The sequence below is a fragment of the Variovorax sp. Varisp53 genome, from assembly GCF_059491555.1.
The window spans coordinates 4,293,770-4,313,774 of sequence record NZ_CP168512.1; the positions used below are offsets into that span (position 1 = coordinate 4,293,770).

Sequence of the window (20,005 nt, forward strand, 5' to 3'; positions counted from 1 at the left end):
ACGCTGCCGGAAGGCGCCCCTTGCGCGCCTATCTCGTGCTCGAGAACTGGCACGCCGGCGCATTGACCGCCGCCCTCGAAGAACACTACCCCGGCATGGCCGAGGAACGCGTGGCCGTGCCCGACCGCCACTTCAAGCACCGCGAGGAAGACGCGCCCTGCCTGCTGCAGTTGCCGGAGCATTGGGCCGATTCATCCCCGCACCCAGCGCTCGCACGCCTGGTCGCCAATGATCTGCCCGGATGGCTCGTGCAAGCCTGGGTGCAGGCCGAACAGCGCCAGATGCGGCAACCCCTGTGCGGCGTCCTCTTCAGCGAATTTATCGCCGTGGCCATTGCCGATCATTGGGCGGTGCTGGGCGATCAGCTGTCGCCTGCCGATGGCAGCGCGCGCCTCTTCCGCTATCAGGACCCGCGCGTGCTGCAGCGCGCATGGCCCGTGCTGTCCGACGCGCAGCGGCAACAGTGGCTCGGCCCCGTGCGGCGCTGGTGGACGCTGGAGCAGCCGTGGGGACCATGGTCCTTGGCCGACTTGGTGCAGCAGGACGTCCTAGCCACCTCTCGCGAGCCCGAGTGGTTCCAGGCATCCGCCAGGCCCGACGGCAACGCCGAAGCGCTGTCGTCGTCATCCGTCGGCCGCCTGGGTTTCGACCTGCCCCAATGGCAGGCTGCGCATTCTGCGCCGGCGGGCCATCGCGTTTGGGCGCGCCTTGCGGGCAATGGCGTGCCCGTCGACCGGCAACCCGACGGCGCCGCAATGAGCCACCTGCTGGCCCAAGGCCAGAGCCTCGGCCTGAACGACGACAACCTGGAAGATTTCGTCGACCTCACCTGGCGAGCACATCCGACCCAAGGGGCGAACCGCGAGGCCTTCTGGCAGTCGCCAAGCGAAGCCGCCCTGCTCGCCCGGATCCTGGACGCGTTGCGCCGCCAGCCGGACCTGCGTTTTGGCACCGCATACGCCGACGCCGTTTCTGCGAGATAAGAAAAGAAAGAAAGCCCCGATGCCCTGCGCCACACCTTGCAAGAACTGCGACCGCAAAGGCCTGCCCATACTCTTTGTCCGCTATGCGGCGGCCTACAGCGCGCAAACCAAAGGCATGAACGCCCTCAAGCCGCTGCAACCCATGGGCCAGTTGCAAGCCCGACCCGGAGGCGTCTCGATGCAGACGGCGCTGTACAACGTGCGCATGCTGCGCGCGGGCTATCTTTACGTGCGCATCGAGCGAAAGGGCGTCCCCCCGAATGGCAGGGCTACATCGTGCATCCGCACGGCTACCTGGGCGAGTTTCCGGTGACATTGCCGCAGGCGGCCGAGTCTCATCCGGCGTGCGAAATGGAGTTCCGCGGGGCCAACAGCTCGATGGTGTGGGTGCGTGACGCAAAGAACGTCACAAAGCTCGACTACATGTTCCACCCGGACCCCATCGACTACGAACACTTGAAGAAAGAGATCGAGCCGAACCTGGGCAAGTACATGCAAGGCTTCGACGTTGCGGGATGGGCGGGCGGGAGCACGAGCCAGAAGGACACGCTGCAGCCCGGGCAGCTCAATGGGCAGGTGGTGGAGTTCAGTGCGTTGAGCACCGAAGCAGTTCGCGATGCCTGCGAGCCGCAGATGTACGGACTGATGGGAAGCAATGCGCAGGAGCGGGGCTGGGGCGACTATGAGGAGCAAGTGGAAGTCCGAACACCGGGGGTGACGGCCATGGGTGACTTCACCGGAACCGACGACGTGTCCTACGACACCCGAAAACGCACCGGCCCGACCTATGACAACGCCCATGGCAAGCGGCTGAGGAAGATGGCCGAGTTCCTGCAAGTTCACAAGGGAGCGGTGGTGGCCTGCAACGATGCCATCGGCATCTGTCAGGAGTTGGGACATCTGCAATCCGAGGTGCAGGTCACCTATGCCCATTGGCAGGTGCATCGGGCAGCTGGCTTCGCCACGGGCGTCACGAACGAGTGGGTACTCCAAACGGCGATCGGCGCGCAAAGCCTCCGCGACCTGATCAAGAAAGGGGCCGCGATATCCGTGAACAAGGGCTATGAGGAGTCCAAGATGTTCTACGCCCCGCTGCCAAACGATCCACGTGAGCGCGCGTCGGCACTTGCTACGCGCAACGAGAACCGGGAATACAACAAGAAGAGACAGTTGGACGAATCCATCAAGGAGATAGACGGAAAATTTTCAGAGCTGTTCGATGCCACCGCTGCAGAGGCCTTCTTGGAACACGCGCACAAGCCTGCGTACGATCGCCTTTCAGCCTTGCGCGACAAGCTTGGGCACGACCAAGGCAATTGGCTGGCCAGCGAGGAAATCTGGAAAGCTATCGATCGCTATAGCGGTAAAGACGACAGGATCGACAAGCTGGGCGGCGGTGCCAGCTTGAGTTTGCAGCTGGCGCAATGCATGGTGAATCTGGAGAGCCACACATGGGGACGAACCTGGCTGCAGAAAATCGCCGTCTGGGACAACCATGCCCTGTCTCGCATGCTGTGCTTCAACAGCGCCACGCTCAAGGCCACCTACAAGGAAATCGACAGTGCCCCGAAGCCTCTGCCGGCACCGAACCCCGAAACTGCGCTGGCCGACGGGCTGGCCAACACCCTCAAACTCGTCGCGGGCCGGTTGGCACTGGGCGACAAGGCATTGGCTTTCATCGAGCAAGCGGGCCGACACGATGCGCCCGCCTTGTTGCGCAGGTCGGCTTGGGCCGGTCAGGTTTTCTCCCTGCTGAGCGCGCGTGCGATGACAGGCATCAACGCGCTGCCTGCCTCCGCCGTGGGCGCGCGGCTGACGCAGCATTTGGCGCTTGCAGGCATGAGCACCATGGGCAATACCGTGCAGAGTGAAATCGCGCAACTCAAGAGCGACGTAGCCGAAAACATCAAGCGTATCGAGCTGCGCGCCAAAAAACTGCAGGGTATCGCCGACCCGGTCACCCGAGCGGACAAGGCAAAGGCGCTACAGCGCGCGCGCAGGGCCGCACCTGGCACGCGCGCAGCCATGCTGGGCGGACTGTTCGATGTAGCCAGCGCCATCATCAAGGGCAACCAGTTTGGCAATAAGCTCGACGCGCGCAGCGGCGTCGACATGATGGGACAGACCCTGCAAGGCATCGGCAGTCTGTACGACTGGCGGGCCAAGGCCTATGAGGACACCATCTACAAGGGGGTGAAGGGTGCAGACATCTACAAGTACAAGGCCTTGGAGCAAGGGCTGGACTCGATCAAGGCTGCGCACTTGAGTAGCCTCCGGTTGACGGCTTTCAAGTTCCTGGGGCCCGCAGCAGCCGTATCGGCGGTGTTGGATGCGATGGATGCGTGGAAGTCGAGAGAAAGAGGACAAATTGGCTTGGCAGCGTTTCAAGTCGCCAGCGCAGTCGGTACTCTATTCACAATCGCAGGAACAGCGGCAGGAGTCTTTGCAGTTGGAGCAGGTGCCGGCGCTGCTGGATGGGCCATTGCAGCCGCCGTGTTTGGACTAGTTGGCGCCGTACTTGTCATCGGTGCAGCCATTGCAATTCTTCTGCTGAGCGAAGACAGCTGGATCGCATGGCTCCGCGATATCCCTTTGAACAAGGATCGGAGTGGGAAAAAACCAATTCATGAGAACCTGCAAGAAACCCTGCAGACGCTAAGCAACGTGCAGGCTGAGTTGCAGCCTGCATAAGGAACGGACATGTTTGTACGAGAAGAGGGTTACGCGCATTTGCGTCGCTCGGGAATAAGTCAAGGTCGAGCACATATCAATCTGGAAGGCCAGAAGCACTGGTCGATCAACCGCTCCGGGGCACGAGGCGTCGAGATGCCCAGTCGGACTGCCTATGCCCAGAACGACACGTACCTGGAACTGTGCAATCCCGGCTGGGATTTGCAATGGCGTGCCGGCATCGGCAATCTCTTTGTTATCTTGCCTGCGCTTTTAGTTATCTGGTGCTGGTATGGTTTCGCGGTTCACCCGGCGCTGTTTGGAAAGATTATTTTCTTCTTTCCTGTAGTCGACTATCAGCCAAGAGATTGGCCATTTTTGCTAATGGGTTGGATAGTGCTTTTTCCGCTGGCGATAGGCAGTTCCTTTTTGATCTACATGTGGCTCTATCGAATGGGAATGCGCTCATGCTTTTTCTCTTATGCAAGGGGCCGCATCCGCTTCAACCGACTGACTCGCAAAGTGTATGTACTGCGCCCCGACTATTGCGGCGGCAATGTTGTATTGGAATGGGGGCGACTCATCGCCCTCTTTGATCCGCAAAGCACCAATCGTTGGGATAAACAAAGCATTGCCATGCTCGCGCTCTACCACCCGCCCTTCGACCCGGCCGATCCGAGTGCGAAGGGTGAAGATTGCATCTTCGTCGGCCCGGGCCTTTCGGGCCCGCAAGAAGCAGCGCATCTATGGGAGTACATCCGCCAGTACATGGAGGTCGGCCTTACGGTCGATCACCTTCCCGCCGACGCATCTTCCACCTACAAGGGCATCGCCCGCTACCTGCACCCGGACTACACCACCTATTGCGGCAAGCCCGATGCTCGCCAGTACAGGCTGGAGCAAAAGCCGGGCTTCATGGAGACCAGCTTTCACATGATGAGCCAGATCACCTGCTCATGGCCGGCATTCCCGAAGGAATGGCAAAGCGACTCGGGCATTGGCGAACCGGAAGACAAGCCTGTGCAAACGGGTGCGGTGATGACAGCGCTCGTCTATCGGGCACAAGGCAAGCTGAGCAAGGCCGACGAGATCGAGTTCTTGCAGCACTGGGGAACAGCAGAGGCGCTGCAGGAAGCAATGTCACACAAGGAGTGAAAGCGACTGCAAATAGCCAGCGGCGATGTCGCTGTCTCTGTGTAGAGGGAGGAGAGTGAATCAACTAGCCAGCAGGCTGTCCGTTCAACAATAAGAGGAAGACGCTGATTCACGCCAATCTGCGGGAGCCCTCCCAGAAGTTCGCCAACGTCCAGGCTGAGCTCCAGTCGGCCAACTGATCGAAGTCCGATGTTTGCATTTGAAAACTTCTACCGAATTGTTCGCCAGCGCTCATTGGTCGAAAGCCGCCGTTGTGCGCACGCGGATGAGACCGACAGGTTGTGGCGAGTTAACGAACGCGCCGACGCTGCAGCCGAGTTCCCTGCCCGGTCTGTGTATGCGCAAAATGATCGGTACCTGGAACTGTGCAATCCGGGTTGGTCAGAACAATGGATGGCCGTCCCCATGTTGCTTTTTGTGGGAACTGCAGTTTTTCTGACGCTATGGATGTTCTATGGACTTGCAATACACCCACTGCTCACTGGAAACATACTTTTTCTCTGGTTTGGTTCACTTGAGGCACGCGCGATCTATATCTGGTTCGGCTGGCTCTTCCTGTCTCCATGCGCGGCATTGATGTATGCCTATTGGCACCTCTCCGTATTCCCTGGAGTCATCAGGCCATCATTCTTCACCTTCGCTCGCGGCCGAATTCGATTCAATCGTGTTACACGCAAGGTCTACGTACTGCGGCCGAAGTTCGCCGGTGGGAACGTCGTGCTCGATTGGGATCGCATATGCGCGGTATTGGACTGGACGATTTACGACACGATCTTCCGGCGCCGTGAGAACACCCGCTTGCAACGGCGTGCGCTGGTGCTTTACTGCAAGCCCATCGATATCAACGACCCCCGAGGCCTTGGCGAAGACTGCTTGTTCGTCGGCCCCAGCCTATCCGCTTCGAGTGAAGCTGCTCCACTGTGGGAATACATCCGCCGCTATATGGCGCACGGCCCGGGCCAAGCAAGCATTCCCGAACGCATTGGCCAGGAACAAACCACCTACTGCGGCAAACTCAGTGCCGAGCAGTACAAACTTGAGCAACGTCCAGGTTTCATGGAGACAGGCTTCCACATGATGAGCCAGGTCACCTGCTCATGGCCGGTATTCCCAAAGGAGTGGCAAAGCGACTCTGGCATTGGCGAACCGGAAGACAAGCCGGTGCAAACGGGTGCGGTGATGACAGCGCTCGTCTATCGGGCACAAGGCAAGCTGAGCAAGGCCGACGAAATCGAGTTCCTACGACACTGGGGAACTTCCGAGGCGCTACAGGAAGCAACGTCGCGCAAGGCATGAGCCCGACGATCAATAGCCGAGCATCTGCGGGTGTACGCAAGGCTTCGACTTTGCGGGCCAAACTGCAATCGATCTGAGGCTTTGCAGGCCGAGCCACAACCGAACTGAGGAGTTCATGTTCGTTCGCGAAAACAGCTACCGGTTGGCCCGGCACCGCTCCCCTGGAAAAAGCCGCGCCCATATCAACCTTGAGGGACAAAAATACTGGCCGACTCACCGCTCCGGCGCACGCGGCATCGAGATGCCAGGCCGAGCGGCCTATGCCCAGAACGATGCGTACCTGGAACTATGCAATCCGGGATGGGATTTGCAGTGGCGTGCAGGGATGGGGAACCTTTACGTCGTCTTGCCGGCTGCCGTGCTGATCTGGATGTGGTACGGATTGGCAGTTCATCCTTTGCTTTTCGGGCAGATCATTTTCTTCTTCATGATCAGCGACCGTGTTTCGTCAACGGATCTGTGGCTCGGCTGGCTCCTGTTGCTTCCCCTCGCCCTGGCCAGCGCCTTCATGATCTTCGCGTGGTTCCACTACATGGGCATGCGAACCTGCTTCTTCACTGACGCACGCGGACGCATTCGCTTCAACCGGCTCACCCGCAAGGTGTACGTGCTGCGACCCGGCTATTGCGGAGGCAATGTGGTGCTTGACTGGGAGCGTCTGGTGGCGCTTTTCGAACCCGAAGGTGCCAGCGCGGGCGCCAAGCAGACCATCAAGGCGTTGGCGCTCTACCACCCGCCCTTCGACCCGGCCGATCCGAGTGCGAAGGGTGAAGACTGCATCTTCGTCGGCCCGGGCCTTTCGGGCACGCAGAACGCGGCGTATCTGTGGGAGTACATCCGCCAGTACATGGAGGTCGGCCCCACGGTCGATCACCTTCCCGCCGACGCCTCTTCCACCTACAAGGGCATTGCCCGCTACCTGCATCCGGACTACACCACCTATTGCGGCAAGCCCGACGCTCGCCAGTACAGGCTGGAGCAAAAGCCGGGCTTCATGGAGACCAGCTTTCACATGATGAGCCAGCTCACCTGCTCCTGGCCGGCATTCCCAAAGGAGTGGCAAAGCGACTCGGGCATTGGCGAGCCGGAAGACAAGCCTGTGCAAACGGGTGCGGTGATGACAGCGCTCGTCTATCGGTCGCATGGCAAGCTGAGCAAGGCCGACGAGATCGAGTTCTTGCAGCACTGGGGAACGGCAGAGGCGCTGCAGAAAGCAATGTCGCGCAAGGCATGAGTGCGACTCCATGCGTGGCCGCCGGCGCCCGCAATCCATCCGGCACGAATCACCCCCGCGTACTCACCACATGCTCACGCCGAAAGCTCCTCGGCGTGTTCCCCACCCACTGCCGGAACCGCCGGTTGAAATAGGCCTCGTCCGCAAACCCGCACTGGTGCGCAATCTCCCGCACCAGCAGCGAGGTGGAGGACAGCAGTTCTTTCGCCCGCTCGATGCGCCGCTCGGTCACCAGGTCGGTGAATGTTCGATCGGTTTCCTTGCGCAGCAGGTTTGCAAGGTAGTTGGGCGAGAGAAACGCGGCGGCCGCGGCATCGGTCAGCGACAGTGGCTTGTCGAGGTTGTCGCGCACGTAGCGCACCACGCGTTGCAACGCGTCTCGCTGCGAGGTCTTGCCGTTGTGCTGCAGCGAAAGGCGCATCAGCGCCTGCTCCTGCCGCATGCAGGCCAGGGCGATGATCTGCTGCACGATGCCGCGCATCGCGATCTTGGCACCGAAGCTGCGGCCCGCGTTCAGCGCGTGCAACTCGTCGAGCCAGCCGCGGACGCGGGCGAAGTCGGCCTCGTCGAAGGCGAAGTCGACGTACTCCTGGAACAGGAAGGGCGCGAGGTCGGGGTAGCGCGCGAGCGACACGTCATCGAGGTCGAGCGCATCGACCTCGAGCTCGGGCCACAGGAAGCGCTGGTCGAAGTTGACGATGCAGTACAGCGCATCGGGCGGATGTGGAATCACGTGCACCCGGTACGGCAGCACGAAGCTCAGGTGGCGCGGGCCGAAGGGGCGCACCTCGCCGCCGATGGCCTGCTGCGAACTGCCCTCGATGCCGATCTGGATCTGGAAGTACGCGTGCCGGTGCGGCAGCGTGAGCTCGTTGCGCGCACCCTGGAAGCGGATGTCGAAGTCGAGGTGGTCGGCACGCTCGTGCATGCCGTAGGTGCGGACGGACGTGGAGGGAGAGGTGCGCATCGGAAAACGGGCGGGTCGGCAGGCGTCTGCCCGCGAGGGTACGCCAACTCGCGGCCCGGAAGGCCGGCCCGGCTCGATGCGCGGGCCGTCCTCGAGCTCAGACGACCGCGACTTCCAGCGCGCCCACGCCCGCCACCGTGCCGCGCATGCGGTCGCCGCGCTGCACGGCCGCGACGCCGGCCGGGGTGCCCGTGAAGATCAGGTCGCCGGGCTGCAGCGTGAACAGTGTCGACAGGTAGGAGATGGTGTCGGGCACGTTCCAGATCATGTCGGCGAGGTCGCCGACCTGGCGCTGCGTGCCGTTGACTTCGAGGCGGATCTCGCCCGTCGAGGGGTGGCCGGCCTTTGCCACGGGCACGAGTTCGCCGCAGGGCGCGGAGCCGTCGAAGGCCTTGCCGGTGTCCCAGGGGCGGCCCATTTTCTTGGCCTCGCCCTGCAGGTCGCGGCGGGTCATGTCGAGGCCGACGGCGTAGCCATACACATGGCTCAGCGCGTCCGCAGCGGCGATGTTCGACCCGCCGGTCTTGAGCGCGACCACGAGTTCGATCTCGTGGTGCACGTCGTTCGACAGCGTCGGGTACGCGAACTCGCCGCCATCGGCCACGATGGCGCTGGCCGGCTTCATGAAAAAGAACGGCGGTTCGCGGTCGGGGTTGTGGCCCATCTCGCGGGCGTGCTCGGAGTAGTTGCGGCCCACGCAGAAGATGCGGTTGACCGGGAAGCGCGCGCGTTCGCCCTGGATGGGCAGCGAATGAACGGGCGCGGGGGGAATGGCGTAAGGAGTGTCGGTGGTCATTCGACGACTCTAGCCACCACCGCCCTGCGCCCTGGGGACGCATTTATGCGAGTCTTGGACTCAGCTACGGTTTCATCTCGGTTTTTTTCCGGGGTGCGTGCACAGGCCACCGGGTACTCCCCTCCGCGAATGTCCCCCGGCCTGCGGCCTCCTCCTTTATTTCGCTGCGGGGAGCACCCGGTGTCCTGAGCACGAGGGCACGCTGCTGGTGAACCGCTGATCAACGACCGCTCTGTCCAACGATCACGCCGATGGGGTGCCTTGCGCAGCGAAATAAAGGAGGAGGCCGAAGGCCGGGGGACATTCGCGGAGCAAGGCACCCCGTCGGCGGGATCGCGCCCTGAACAGCTGCTGCACGAATTGCTAGCCAGCCACACCGAACCCCGTATCGAAGGTGCCCTTCACATCGAGCGGCTGCTTGATAAGCCCGACCTGCCGGTAAAAGTCCGCCGTGCCCTGCTGGTCGGCGATGACCTGCGCGTCGATGGCCACCCACTTCTGCTGGCGGCGTTCGAACTGCAGCTTCGCCGCCTCGGGAGGAATGCCGATGATGCGCGCCAACGCGGCCGAGTAGGCGTCGACGTTGCGGTACGACCAGAGCTGCGCCTTCACCACGCGCTGCAGAAAGTCCTGCAGCACGGGCCGCTTGGCCGCGATGGCGCTGTCGGTGGCCGCGAGATAGCTGAGCCCCGGCAGCAGGCCGCGCCCGCTGACGAGCACGCGCGCATGGTGGCTGACCTCGGCCAATGCGGTGTATGGCTCCCACGTGGCCCAGGCATCGACCGAACCCTGCGTGAGCGCAAGCTTGGCGTCGGCGGGCGCGAGGAACCGGATGTTCACGTCCTCGGGTTTGAGGCCGGCCGAGGTGATGGCCTTCAGCGTGACGTAGTGGCCGATGGAGCCGCGGTTCGTCGCGATGCTCTTGCCCTTGAGGTCGGCGGCGGTCTTCAGCGGTGAGTCGGGCCGCACCAGCACGGCCGTGCCGTAGGAGTCGGAGCGGTTCGCGCCTATGGCCTTGACGCGCGTGCCCGCCGCCAGCGCAAAGATCAGCGGCGCGTCGCCGATCGGGCCCGAATCGACCGCAGCGGCATTGAGTGCTTCGGCCAGCGGTGCCGCGGCCGGGAACTCCGACCACTGGATGTCGTAGCCGAGCCCCTCGAGCCCGCCCGCCGCTTCGAGCAACGCGCGCAGGCCGCCCTTCTGGTCGCCGGCCTTGAGCACCGGACGGCCCTGTGCGGCAACCGCTCCCGGCAGGGCGACAGCGGCGGCAACCGATGCGCCCTGGACGAGAAACCGGCGGCGGGAACCGGGGGCAATGGATGTGCTGAAGTTCATGACATTGCCCGTCGTCACAGCAGGAGTTCGGGCTCGGTTTCGAGCAGACCTTCGTAGAGGCTGTCGAAGGAATGGATGGCACCTTCGGGTCCACCGATCTGGCTGTGCGTGTGGCGCGCGGTTTCTTCGTCGATCGGCTGCGGCTTGCCGGCGGCTTCGGCGAGCAGTTGCGTGTGGCAGGCGTTGTCGAGCGCGATGTACCACCACGCAGCGGCTTCCACCGTAGGCCCGGCCGTCAGGATGCCGTGGTTCTTCAGGATGGCGCCCTTCCTGTCGCCCAGCGCCCGGGCGATGCGCTCGCCCTCGCTGGTGTCGACCACCATGCCGGTGAAGTCGTCGAACAACGCCACGTCCTCGTGGAACACGCAGCTGTCCTGCGTGAGGGTGTCGAGCTTGCGGCCCAGCGTGGACCAGGCCTTGCCGGAGGTCGAATGCGTGTGGGCGGCGGCAACGATCTTCGGGTTGTGCTCATGGATCGCGGCGTGGATGGCAAAGGCGGCCTTATTGAGCGGCCTTTCGCCGATGACGGTCTCGCCCTTCGAATTGACGAGCAGCAGGTCGGACACCTTGATGCGCGAGAAATGAATGCCGAGCGGGTTGACCCAGAAGTGGTCGCTCAGCTCGGGGTCGCGCGCGGTGATATGGCCGGCCAGGCCCTGCGCAAAGCCAAAGCGCGCGAACAGGCGGAAGGCGCCGGCCAGGCGCTCCTGACGATGGCGGCGCTCGGCCTGGACGGTGGGGCGCGCAGGAATGGGGTCGAACCAGTATTTCTGTTGCGGGTTCGGGTTGAGCTTCAGCGACGCGTGGCGGTCGATGGAAAGAACGGCACTCATGGGCACTCCAGGTATTCGGTTTTTGCTCCTTCCCCCTCTGGGGGAAGGTTGGGATGGGGGCTCGACGGCTTCAAAGCCATGACGGTGTTGAACGCCGCTTGCCCCCACCCCTGCCCTCCCCCAGAGGGGGAGGGAGAAATTCATGACTCACGCAGCTTTGCGGATGGACGCAGCGCGCTGCGCCACCAACTCCCGCGTGCGCGGAATCAGCTCGCGCCCATAGTCCAGCGCATCCTCCAGCGGATCGAAGCCGCGGATCAGGAAGGTCGTCACGCCCAGGTCGTAGTAGTCGAGCAGCGCATCGGCCACCTGCTCCGGCGTGCCGACCAGCGCGGTGCTGTTCGAGCGGCCGCCGATCTCCTGTGCCACCGCGGTCCACAGCCGCTTGTCGAGCCGGGAGCCCTTCTCGGCCGCAGCCAGCAAACGCTTCGCGCCTTCGCTCTGCTGCGGACCGCCGCGGTTGTAGCCCTGCACCACGCGCAGGCGCTTGGTCTCCGCAAGGATGTTCTCGGCGCGCGCCCACGCGGCCTCTTCGGTCTCCGCCAGGATCGGACGGAACGACACCGAGAAGCGCACGCCGCGCCCATGCTTCGCCGCCTCGGCGCGCACTCGCGTGGTGAGCTCGCGCGCCTGGTCGAGCGACTCGCCCCACAGCGCGTACACGTCGGCGTACTTGCCCGCGACCGGAATCGCGGCCTCGGAAGCCCCGCCGAAATACACCGGCACATGCGGCTTGCCGCCGCGCGTCTGCACCGGCTTGACTTCGGAGAAGGCGTTCTGGAAGCGGTAGTGCGCGCCTTCGTGATCGAAGGGCTTGTCGGCCGTCCATACCTTGTGCAGCACCTCGAGGTATTCGTCGGTGCGGGCGTAGCGCTGGTCGTGATCGAGCCAGTCGCCGTCGCGGCGCTGTTCCTCGTCGGAGCCGCCCGAGATGTAGTGCACGCCAAGCCGGCCGCCGCTGAACTGGTCGAGCGAGGCAAACTGCCGCGCGGCCAGCGTGGGCGCGACGAAGCCGGGGCGGTGCGCAAGCATGAAGTGGATGCGCTCGGTGACCGAGGCGGCGTACGCCACCGTGAGCGTGGCGTCGGGACTGGTCGAGTGGTGCGGCACGAGCACGCGGTCGAAGCCGGCCTTCTCGTGGGCTTGCGCGAAGGCGCGCACGTAGTCGCGGTCGATCGACGGCCCTTTGGCGGCATGGATCTCCGAGACCTTCTGGCCCTGGATCATGCCGATGAATTCGACGCCGTCCTGGTGTTGCTGGCTCATGGTTCTTGTCCTCGTGAATGGAAAGTGGATGTCAGGCGGCGGGCAGGCGCAGCACGTTCTCGAAGCTGCGGTCCCACAGCGGTTTGACGTCAGCCGGACCGTCGAGCACGCCGATCTTCAGAAAGGTGTCGGCCACGTCCTGGTGGCTGCGCACGACCGCATCGCTGACGGGGCCGAGGCTGTACTCGCCGCTGCGGCGGTTGAAGAGCTCGACGATGTCGCCCACGGGCACGCGCGTTTCGGCCGACTGCGCGCGGGCGTAGGCCAGGAAGTTGCCGTTGATCCACGCGAACGAGCGTTGCAGTCGCTGCAGCAGGTCGCCCAGCGCAGCACGGCGCAATGCATCGTCGAGCGCACGCGGATTGGCGTAGATGGGGAAGTTGCCCGAGAGATACCCCACGCCGGTCTTGATGACCCGCGCGCCGTACTGCGTGCGCGCCAACTGGCCGTTGTAGCCATAGATGGCCCAGGCATCGAGATCGCCGCGCGCGAAGGCCGAGAGGCCGTCCGACGGCGTGAGGCTCACGGCCTGGATGTCGCTGAACGACAGGCCCGCTTCGGCCAATTGCCTGGCGAGGTAGTAGTGCGAAGTGGTGGCGCGCACGTAGCCCACGCGCTTGCCCTTGAAGTCGGCGATGCTGCGGATGGGTGCATCCTTGCGCGCCAGCGTGGCCTGGTTGTTCAGGTCTTCGTGCGTCACGGCCACCAGCTTCACGCTGGACTTCTGCCGCGCCGCGAACACCGGCGGAATCTCGCTGCCCGAGCCCAGGTCGAGCGCGTCGCCGTTGATGGCCTCGATGTGCAGCACGCCGTTGTTGAGCTCGCGCCAGTCGATCTTGTAGGGCGTGTCGGCCTGGCCCGAAGCGGCGAGCAGCGGCCGCCAGAGGCCCTTGTAGGTGCCCACGCGCAGCGTGACGCCCGACAGGTCGCGCGAGGGCGACGCAGCCTGGGCCAGGCCCGCTGCTCCGGCGGTTGCAGCCGTGCCCCACGCGGCGGCGGCTTGCAGCAGGCGGCGCCGGTCAAGAAGGAAGTCTGTTTTCATCCACCGGACCGTAACCAGACAGGCAGCGGAAGCGAACGCAGAAAAACGAGTTTGCATATGCGGGATGCGTCGTTTTCCGGCGCCAGGCGGCCCGCTAACGTCTGGGCACCATGAGTGCACTCCCCTTGCGCCGCGCGCCGGCCACGCCTGAAGAACCATCGCCTCCCCCGCCCGCCAACGTCGATGCCGCGGTGCTGGCGCGGCTGTCGGTGCAGTTCGCCGCCACCGCAGCCGACCATGACCGCAGTGGCGCCTTTCCGCGCGAGAACTTCGCGGCGCTGCAGGCGCACGGGCTCATCGGGCTCGTCGCTCCCGCCGAACACGGCGGCGGCGGCGCCACGCTGGCAACGGCACGGCGCGTGATCGCGGCCGTGGCGCGCGGCGAGCCAGCCACGGCGCTGATCCTCACGATGACCTATCTGCAGCACCACGCACTGACGCGCACCGACAGCCGCTGGCCGCCGCAGCTGCGCGAACGCGTGGCGCGCGATGCGGTGGCGCGCGGCGCGCTGATCAATGCGCTGCGGGTGGAGCCCGTGCTGGGTTCGCCCGCCCGCGGCGGCTTGCCCGGCACGGTCGCGCGGCGCGAGGGTAGCGGCTGGAAGATCGATGGCCACAAGCTCTATACGACCGGCATCGACGGCCTGAGCTGGCTCGCGGTGTGGGCCCGCACCGACGAGGCCACGCCGCGCACCGGCGTGTTCCTGGTGCCGCGCGAAGCACCCGGCGTGCGCGTGATTCCCAGCTGGGACCACCTGGGCCTGCGCGCCTCGGGCAGCCACGAGGTGGTGTTCGAGAACGTCGCCATCGGCCTCGACCATGCAGCAGACCTGCGCGCGCCGGCCGACTGGGCGGCCGACGCGGGCAGCCAGACCGACATTGACGCCCGTGCCACGCAACAGGCATGGATGACGGTGCTGCTCGGCAGCCTCTACGACGCGGTAGCGACGGCCGCGCGCGACTGGCTGGTGGGCTTCCTGAACCAGCGCGCGCCCGGCAGCCTCGGCGCGCCGCTGGCGAGCCTGCCGCGCGCGCAGGAGCATGTGGGCGAGATCGAGGCGCTGCTGCGAACCGACCGCGTGCTGCTCGACGAGGCGGCCACCGCTGTCGATGACGGCCATCCACCGCCGGCCGCCGACAGCGGCCTGCTCAAGTACACGGTAACGGGCAACGCGGTCCGCGCGGTCGAGCTGGCCCTTCAGCTGAGCGGCAACCACGGCCTCACGCGGCAGAACCCGCTGGAGCGGCACTACCGCGACGTGCTGTGCAGCCGCATCCACACGCCGCAGAACGACGCAATCCTGGTCGCGGCGGGCAAGCGTGCGCTGCTGTCGCCGGGAGTCGCCGCATGACATCCCGTTTCTTCCCGAAAACTTCGCGCCGCGATTGGTTCAAGCAAGGCGCCGCACTCTCATTGGCTGCAGCCGGTTCGCTGCGCGCCTTTGCACAGCCACAAGCCACGCTGGTGCTCGGCGACCAGGCCGGCGGCCTGCGCTCGCTGTTCGAGGCCTCGCGCACGCTCGAAGGCGCCCCCTTCGCCTACCGCTGGGCCAACTTCCAGGGCGCGGCGCCGTTGTTCGAGGCGCAGCGCAGCGCGGCGGTCGACACGGCCATGGCCGGCGACCTGCCCGTGCTGGCGGCGGCCGTCGGAAAGACGCCGCTGAAGATCGTCGCCACGCGCGTCGGCAAGGCCGATTCGCTGGGCATCGTGGTGCAGCCTGATTCGCCGCTGCGAAGCGTGGCCGACTTGCGCGGCAAGACGGTGATCGTCTCGTCGGCGCGCGGCAGCATCTCGCAGTACCAGCTGTACGGTGCGCTCGAAGAAGCCGGCGTGCCGCGCAGCGAGGTGACGGTGAAGTTCGTGCTGCCTACCGATGCGGCAGCCGCCTTCGCGTCGAAGCAGATCGATGCGTGGGCCATCTTCGATCCGTACTACACGATTGCCTTGCAGCAGGGCGGGCGCATCCTGCGCGACGGGCGCGGCATCAATACCGCCCTGGGCTTCATCACCGCGAGCGAACATTCGCTGGCAGATCCGGCCCGGCGCACGGCCATCGTGCAGTTTCTGGACCGGCTGGCCCGCGCGGGCGACTGGGCGCTGGCCAACCCCGAGGCCTACGCGCAGGCCTACAGCCAGCTCACGCGGCTTCCGATCGAGTCCTCTCGCATCATCACGGCGCGGGCGTCCGTGGCGGGCCGGCCGGTGAGCGAGGCGGACATCGTCGCGCTGCAGGCCGTGGCCGACCGCTCGGCGCGCGACGGCATCCTGCCAGTACGCGTCGACGTTCGCGCGATCACGGACACCAACGTCTGGAAGCGCGCGGCGTGATCGCGCCGTTGCGCGAATTCGTCGGCGCTTTCGGCCGGCTGCTCGACAGCGCGCCCGACGAGCCCCGCATTCTTTCGGAAGGCGGCGCGCTGCTGCGCACGCTGGTGGCGCGCGACGACTGGCTGCCCGAGGCCTTTGCACAACCCGACCCGGTGCGCTATCAGCAATTCCTGCTGCACGCGGACAGCACCGAGCGCTTCTCGGTCGTGAGCTTCGTGTGGGGACCAGGGCAGGCCACGCCGGTGCACGACCACACGGTGTGGGGACTGATCGGCATGCTGCGCGGCGCGGAGTACAGCCAGGGCCATGTGCTCGACGCGCAGGGCCGCGCGCAGCCGCAAGGCGAAGCGGTGCGGCTCGATGCCGGTGACGTGGAAGCCGTGTCGCCCACCGTCGGCGATCTGCACCGCGTTCACAACGCGCATGCGGACCGCGTATCGATCAGCATCCACGTCTACGGCGCGAACATCGGCGCCGTGCGGCGGCATACTTACCCGGCGCAGGGCGGCCGCAAGCCCTTCGTCTCCGGATACTCCAATGCGCTGCTGCCCAACCTGTGGGACCGCTGCGCCGAACTCGGATCTTCTTCGACAACCGCATGACGACTGCCTCCTTTCCCACCCTGCCCTTCGCCGCCGTGCGCGCGCGGCTCATCGCACGCGAAGAAACCGCCCTGCTCGACGTGCGCGAGGAAGATCCGTTCGCACAGGAACACCCGCTGTGGGCAGCGAACCTGCCGCTCTCGCGCATCGAGATCGAGGCCTGGCGGCGCATTCCGCGGCTCGACACGCTGATCGTGCTGTACGGCGAGCACGACGACGCCGACCTTGCCCCGTTGGCCGCGAACACGCTGGCCGCGCTGGGCTACACGAACGTGCACCTGCTCGAAGGCGGCCTCGAGGGCTGGCGCAAGGCGGGCGGCGAACTGTTCCGCGACGTGAACGTGCCGAGCAAGTCGTTCGGCGAACTGGTCGCGCACGAGCGGCACACGCCCTCGCTCTCTGCACCCGAGGTGAAAGCGCTGGTCGATGCGAAGGCCAACGTGGTGGTGCTCGACGCGCGCCGCTTCGACGAATACCAGACGATGAGCATTCCCTCGGCCACCAGCGTGCCGGGCGCGGAGCTGGTGCTGCGCGTGCGCGAGCTGGCGCCCGATCCGGCCACGCAGGTGATCGTGAATTGCGCGGGGCGCACGCGCAGCATCATCGGCACGCAGTCGCTGGTGAATGCGGGCATTCCGAACCCGGTGGCGGCGCTTCGCAATGGCACGATCGGATGGAAGCTCGCGGGGCAGGTGCTGGACCATGGCGCGGACCGGCAGGCGCCCCTTGCGGTGTCGCCGGCGCATCGCGCGCAAGCGCAGGCCGATGCAAGGCGCGTGGCCGATCTGGCCAGCGTGCGCCGCATTGCACTCGACGCACTGCAAACGCTCGAAGCGCCGGGACGCACCGTGTATCGCTTCGACGTGCGCACACCTGAGGAATATGCGGCCGGCCACCTGCCCGGCTTTGCCAGCGCACCCGGCGGACAACTGGTGCAGGAAACGGATCACCAGGTGCCGGTGCGCGGCGCGCGCATCGTGCTGGTGGACGACGATGGCGTGCGCGCTTCGATGAGCGCCTCATGGCTCGCGCAGATGGGGTGGGAGGCCTACGTGCCGGAAGTGGTGCCGACGGCTGCGGCGTTCACCGAAACGGCGGCACCGGCGAGCGCCTATCCACCTGTCGCCACTGCCGTGGGCGAGATCGCACCGAAGGACCTCGCGGTGCTGCTGCAGCAGCAAACCGGCACGGCGGTGATCGACGTGACCTCCAGCGCGAACTACGTGAAGCGCCACATTCCGGGCGCCTGGTACGCGATCCGCGCACAACTCGCGCAGGCGCTCGACGCCGTCATGCCACCCGCGCAGCGCTACGTGCTGACCTGCGGCAGCAGCCTGCTCGCACGCTATGCCGCAGCCGACCTGCGCGCCCTGCTCGATGCGCGCGGCAAGGGCGACATCGAGGTGCGTGTGCTGGCGGGTGGCAACGCGGCCTGGTTCGCAGCAGGCCTCGAAGCGGAGACCGGCGAGACGCGCCTCGCGACCGCCCGCACCGACCGCTACCGCCGCCCCTACGAGGGCACTGAGGCCCCCACCGAAGCGATGCAGGCCTACCTCGATTGGGAGTACGGCCTGGTCGCACAGCTGGGACGCGACGGCACGCATCACTTCAACGTGATCTGACACGCGAGAAAGCATTTTGAAAGGATTTCGACACGCTGGTGACACTGTGTCGCCAGGGTAAAGGCCGTCATCCGGCTAAGCGGCAAGGCGTTGGAGATTCATATCGACAACAACTCGTTCCAGGAGCTTTGCCATGAGATTTCCCGTTCTTACCCTGTCCGCTGCCGCGCTGGCAGCCACCCTGACCGGCTGCGTGGTTGCGCCGGCTCAACCCGTCTATGCGGCGCCTCCGGGCGTGGCCTACGTCGCTCCGACGTACGTGTCGCCAGGCGTCGGGTTCACATGGGCCTACCACCCGCGCTACGGCTGGGGCTGGCGCCACCCGCAATACGGCTGGCACCGCGGATGGCGCTGAGCTGCGGCGGCTGACGCCGCTGCGCAGCCAGGCCAGCTAGCTCGGTTCGGCGCTCTTGAACAGCGCCGCAACCTTGCGCTTGGATTTGATGTTGCTGGAGATGCCGCGCGCGGGCGTAGCTGCCTTGGCGGCAGCTTCCCAGGCGGGCGTGGCGTCCGGCTCGCCGGGCTCGTAGGGCTTGTCGAAGAACGGATCGCGCGGCGCCGACGGCGCGCGGTGCGGGCGTCCACCGCCGCGGCGGGCTTCGGCTTCGCGGCGCTCGCGCGGCTGGTCGAGCACATCGCGTGCATCACCGGCTTCGCCTTCTTCGCGCCAGTGGCGGCGTCCGTCGTTGATGCGGCCGCGCGGGCGGTCTTCCTCGAATTCGACCGGCTCAAGTTCGATCTTCTTCTTGATCAGTTTCTCGATGTCGGCCACCAGGCGCGCGTCGTTGCCACCGCTGGCAAAGCTCACGGCGAGGCCCGAAGCGCCGGCGCGGCCGGTGCGGCCGATGCGGTGCACGTAGTCTTCGGCGTTGAACGGCACGTCGAAGTTGAAGACCGCCGGCACGTCCTTGATGTCGAGGCCGCGTGCCGCGACGTCGGTGCACACCAGCAGATCGACTTCGCCGGCCTTGAACGCGGCGAGCGCCTTCAGGCGTTCGTCCTGGCTCTTGTCGCCGTGCAGTGCGGTGGTACGCAGGCCATCGCGCTCCAGCGAGCGTGCGAGGCGCGCGCAACCGAGCTTGCTGTTGACGAACACGAAGGCCTGCGTGATGCCGCGCTGCTTCACGATCTGCTTGAGCGCACGGCGCTTGTCGTCGTCGCCCACGCTGTAGAAATGCTGCTCGACGGTGGAAGCCGTTTCGTTCGGCCGCGCCACTTCGATGGTGACGGGGTTCTGCAGGTAGCTGCTGGCGAGGCGCTTGATTTCAGGCGAGAACGTCGCCGAGAACAGCAGCGTGGTGCGCTGCTTGGGCAGGTAGCTCAGGATGCGCTGCAGGTCGGGCAGGAAGCCGATGTCCAGCATGCGATCGGCTTCGTCGAGCACAACGTATTCGACCTGGTTGAGCACCGCGTTCTTGGCTTCGATGTGATCGAGCAGCCGGCCCGGCGTGGCCACCAGCACTTCGACGCCCTTCTTCAGTTCCAGCGTCTGCGGCTTCATGTCGATGCCGCCGAACACGACCGTGCTGCGTAGGTTGGTGTACTTGGCGTACAGCTTGACCTGTTGCGCGACCTGGTCCGCCAGTTCGCGCGTGGGCAGCAGCACGAGGGCCCGGACCGGGTGCCGCGCCGGCGAGGTCGAGGCGTTTTCATGCTTGAGCATGCGCTGCAGCAGCGGGAGCGAAAACGCCGCCGTCTTGCCGGTGCCTGTCTGGGCGGCGCCCATCACATCCTGGCCCGAGAGCACGACCGGAATGGCCTGCTCCTGGATCGGTGTCATGGTCTCGTAGCCCATTTCGGCCACGGCGCGCGCCAGCGGTTCCGCCAGCATTAGATTGGAGAAGGAGCTTGTCATTGAGCCCGCTATTGTCGCAT

The 20,005-nt window shown here is 65.4% G+C and carries 18 protein-coding genes; 11 read left to right on the forward strand and 7 right to left on the reverse strand.

Translation table 11 applies throughout. From position 1 onward, the window contains the following. The first annotated feature begins 20 nt into the window (after nucleotides 1–20). The 6 genes from ACEOAB_RS20070 to ACEOAB_RS20095 all read left to right on the forward strand — a co-directional run bounded on the left by ACEOAB_RS20070 (nucleotide 21) and on the right by ACEOAB_RS20095 (nucleotide 7,338). Nucleotides 21–983, forward strand: coding sequence for a DUF4123 domain-containing protein (locus tag ACEOAB_RS20070; protein WP_413750914.1), 963 nt, complete (start codon nucleotides 21–23; stop codon nucleotides 981–983). Between the two features lie 19 nt (nucleotides 984–1,002). After that, nucleotides 1,003–1,296, forward strand: a complete 294-nt coding sequence (locus ACEOAB_RS20075; protein ID WP_413750915.1) for a toxin VasX — start codon at nucleotides 1,003–1,005, stop codon at nucleotides 1,294–1,296. Then, nucleotides 1,260–3,674, forward strand: a complete 2,415-nt coding sequence (locus tag ACEOAB_RS20080) for a T6SS effector BTH_I2691 family protein (protein WP_495653067.1) — start codon at nucleotides 1,260–1,262, stop codon at nucleotides 3,672–3,674. Before ACEOAB_RS20075 ends, ACEOAB_RS20080 begins: the two co-directional genes overlap by 37 nt. A gap of 9 nt (nucleotides 3,675–3,683) precedes the next feature. After that, nucleotides 3,684–4,808 (forward strand): hypothetical protein, encoded by a 1,125-nt coding sequence (locus ACEOAB_RS20085; RefSeq protein WP_413748748.1) that lies wholly within the window; start codon nucleotides 3,684–3,686, stop codon nucleotides 4,806–4,808. A 189-nt stretch (nucleotides 4,809–4,997) separates the two neighbouring features. Next, nucleotides 4,998–6,104 (forward strand): DUF6708 domain-containing protein, encoded by a 1,107-nt coding sequence (locus ACEOAB_RS20090; protein ID WP_056589646.1) that lies wholly within the window; start codon nucleotides 4,998–5,000, stop codon nucleotides 6,102–6,104. A 115-nt stretch (nucleotides 6,105–6,219) separates the two neighbouring features. Further along, nucleotides 6,220–7,338, forward strand: a complete 1,119-nt coding sequence (locus ACEOAB_RS20095) for a hypothetical protein (protein ID WP_413748749.1) — start codon at nucleotides 6,220–6,222, stop codon at nucleotides 7,336–7,338. A gap of 49 nt (nucleotides 7,339–7,387) precedes the next feature. Here ACEOAB_RS20095 and ACEOAB_RS20100 read toward each other — a convergent pair whose 3' ends face one another. From ACEOAB_RS20100 to ACEOAB_RS20125, 6 genes are all read right to left on the reverse strand, one after another. Next, nucleotides 7,388–8,305, reverse strand: a complete 918-nt coding sequence (locus tag ACEOAB_RS20100; protein WP_413748750.1) for a helix-turn-helix transcriptional regulator — start codon at nucleotides 8,303–8,305, stop codon at nucleotides 7,388–7,390. A gap of 97 nt (nucleotides 8,306–8,402) precedes the next feature. After that, complete coding sequence (locus ACEOAB_RS20105) at nucleotides 8,403–9,101, reverse strand: fumarylacetoacetate hydrolase family protein (protein ID WP_413748751.1); 699 nt, start codon at nucleotides 9,099–9,101, stop codon at nucleotides 8,403–8,405. Between the two features lie 363 nt (nucleotides 9,102–9,464). Beyond that, nucleotides 9,465–10,436, reverse strand: a complete 972-nt coding sequence (locus ACEOAB_RS20110; RefSeq protein ID WP_413748752.1) for an ABC transporter substrate-binding protein — start codon at nucleotides 10,434–10,436, stop codon at nucleotides 9,465–9,467. A 14-nt stretch (nucleotides 10,437–10,450) separates the two neighbouring features. Further along, nucleotides 10,451–11,269, reverse strand: a complete 819-nt coding sequence (locus ACEOAB_RS20115; protein ID WP_413748753.1) for a class II aldolase/adducin family protein — start codon at nucleotides 11,267–11,269, stop codon at nucleotides 10,451–10,453. Nucleotides 11,270–11,416: 147 nt separating this feature from the next. Continuing rightward, nucleotides 11,417–12,535, reverse strand: coding sequence for an LLM class flavin-dependent oxidoreductase (locus tag ACEOAB_RS20120; protein WP_413748754.1), 1,119 nt, complete (start codon nucleotides 12,533–12,535; stop codon nucleotides 11,417–11,419). Between the two features lie 31 nt (nucleotides 12,536–12,566). Beyond that, complete coding sequence (locus tag ACEOAB_RS20125) at nucleotides 12,567–13,577, reverse strand: ABC transporter substrate-binding protein (protein WP_413748755.1); 1,011 nt, start codon at nucleotides 13,575–13,577, stop codon at nucleotides 12,567–12,569. A 110-nt stretch (nucleotides 13,578–13,687) separates the two neighbouring features. On the opposite strand from ACEOAB_RS20125, the gene ACEOAB_RS20130 reads away from it, so the two are divergent. From ACEOAB_RS20130 to ACEOAB_RS20150, 5 genes are all read left to right on the forward strand, one after another. Then, on the forward strand, nucleotides 13,688–14,929 hold the full coding sequence (locus tag ACEOAB_RS20130) for an acyl-CoA dehydrogenase family protein (RefSeq protein ID WP_413748756.1): 1,242 nt from the start codon (nucleotides 13,688–13,690) through the stop codon (nucleotides 14,927–14,929). Next, nucleotides 14,926–15,906, forward strand: a complete 981-nt coding sequence (locus tag ACEOAB_RS20135) for an ABC transporter substrate-binding protein (protein WP_413748757.1) — start codon at nucleotides 14,926–14,928, stop codon at nucleotides 15,904–15,906. Before ACEOAB_RS20130 ends, ACEOAB_RS20135 begins: the two co-directional genes overlap by 4 nt. After that, nucleotides 15,903–16,508, forward strand: a complete 606-nt coding sequence (locus tag ACEOAB_RS20140; RefSeq protein ID WP_413748758.1) for a cysteine dioxygenase family protein — start codon at nucleotides 15,903–15,905, stop codon at nucleotides 16,506–16,508. Before ACEOAB_RS20135 ends, ACEOAB_RS20140 begins: the two co-directional genes overlap by 4 nt. Next, nucleotides 16,505–18,130, forward strand: a complete 1,626-nt coding sequence (locus ACEOAB_RS20145; RefSeq protein WP_495653068.1) for a rhodanese-related sulfurtransferase — start codon at nucleotides 16,505–16,507, stop codon at nucleotides 18,128–18,130. The genes ACEOAB_RS20140 and ACEOAB_RS20145 overlap by 4 nt, the downstream gene beginning before the upstream one ends. A gap of 133 nt (nucleotides 18,131–18,263) precedes the next feature. Beyond that, nucleotides 18,264–18,485 (forward strand): hypothetical protein, encoded by a 222-nt coding sequence (locus ACEOAB_RS20150; protein WP_082571993.1) that lies wholly within the window; start codon nucleotides 18,264–18,266, stop codon nucleotides 18,483–18,485. Nucleotides 18,486–18,521: 36 nt separating this feature from the next. On the opposite strand, the gene ACEOAB_RS20155 is transcribed toward ACEOAB_RS20150, so the two are convergent. Continuing rightward, nucleotides 18,522–19,985 (reverse strand): DEAD/DEAH box helicase, encoded by a 1,464-nt coding sequence (locus ACEOAB_RS20155; RefSeq protein ID WP_007837321.1) that lies wholly within the window; start codon nucleotides 19,983–19,985, stop codon nucleotides 18,522–18,524. Nucleotides 19,986–20,005: the final 20 nt, after the last annotated feature.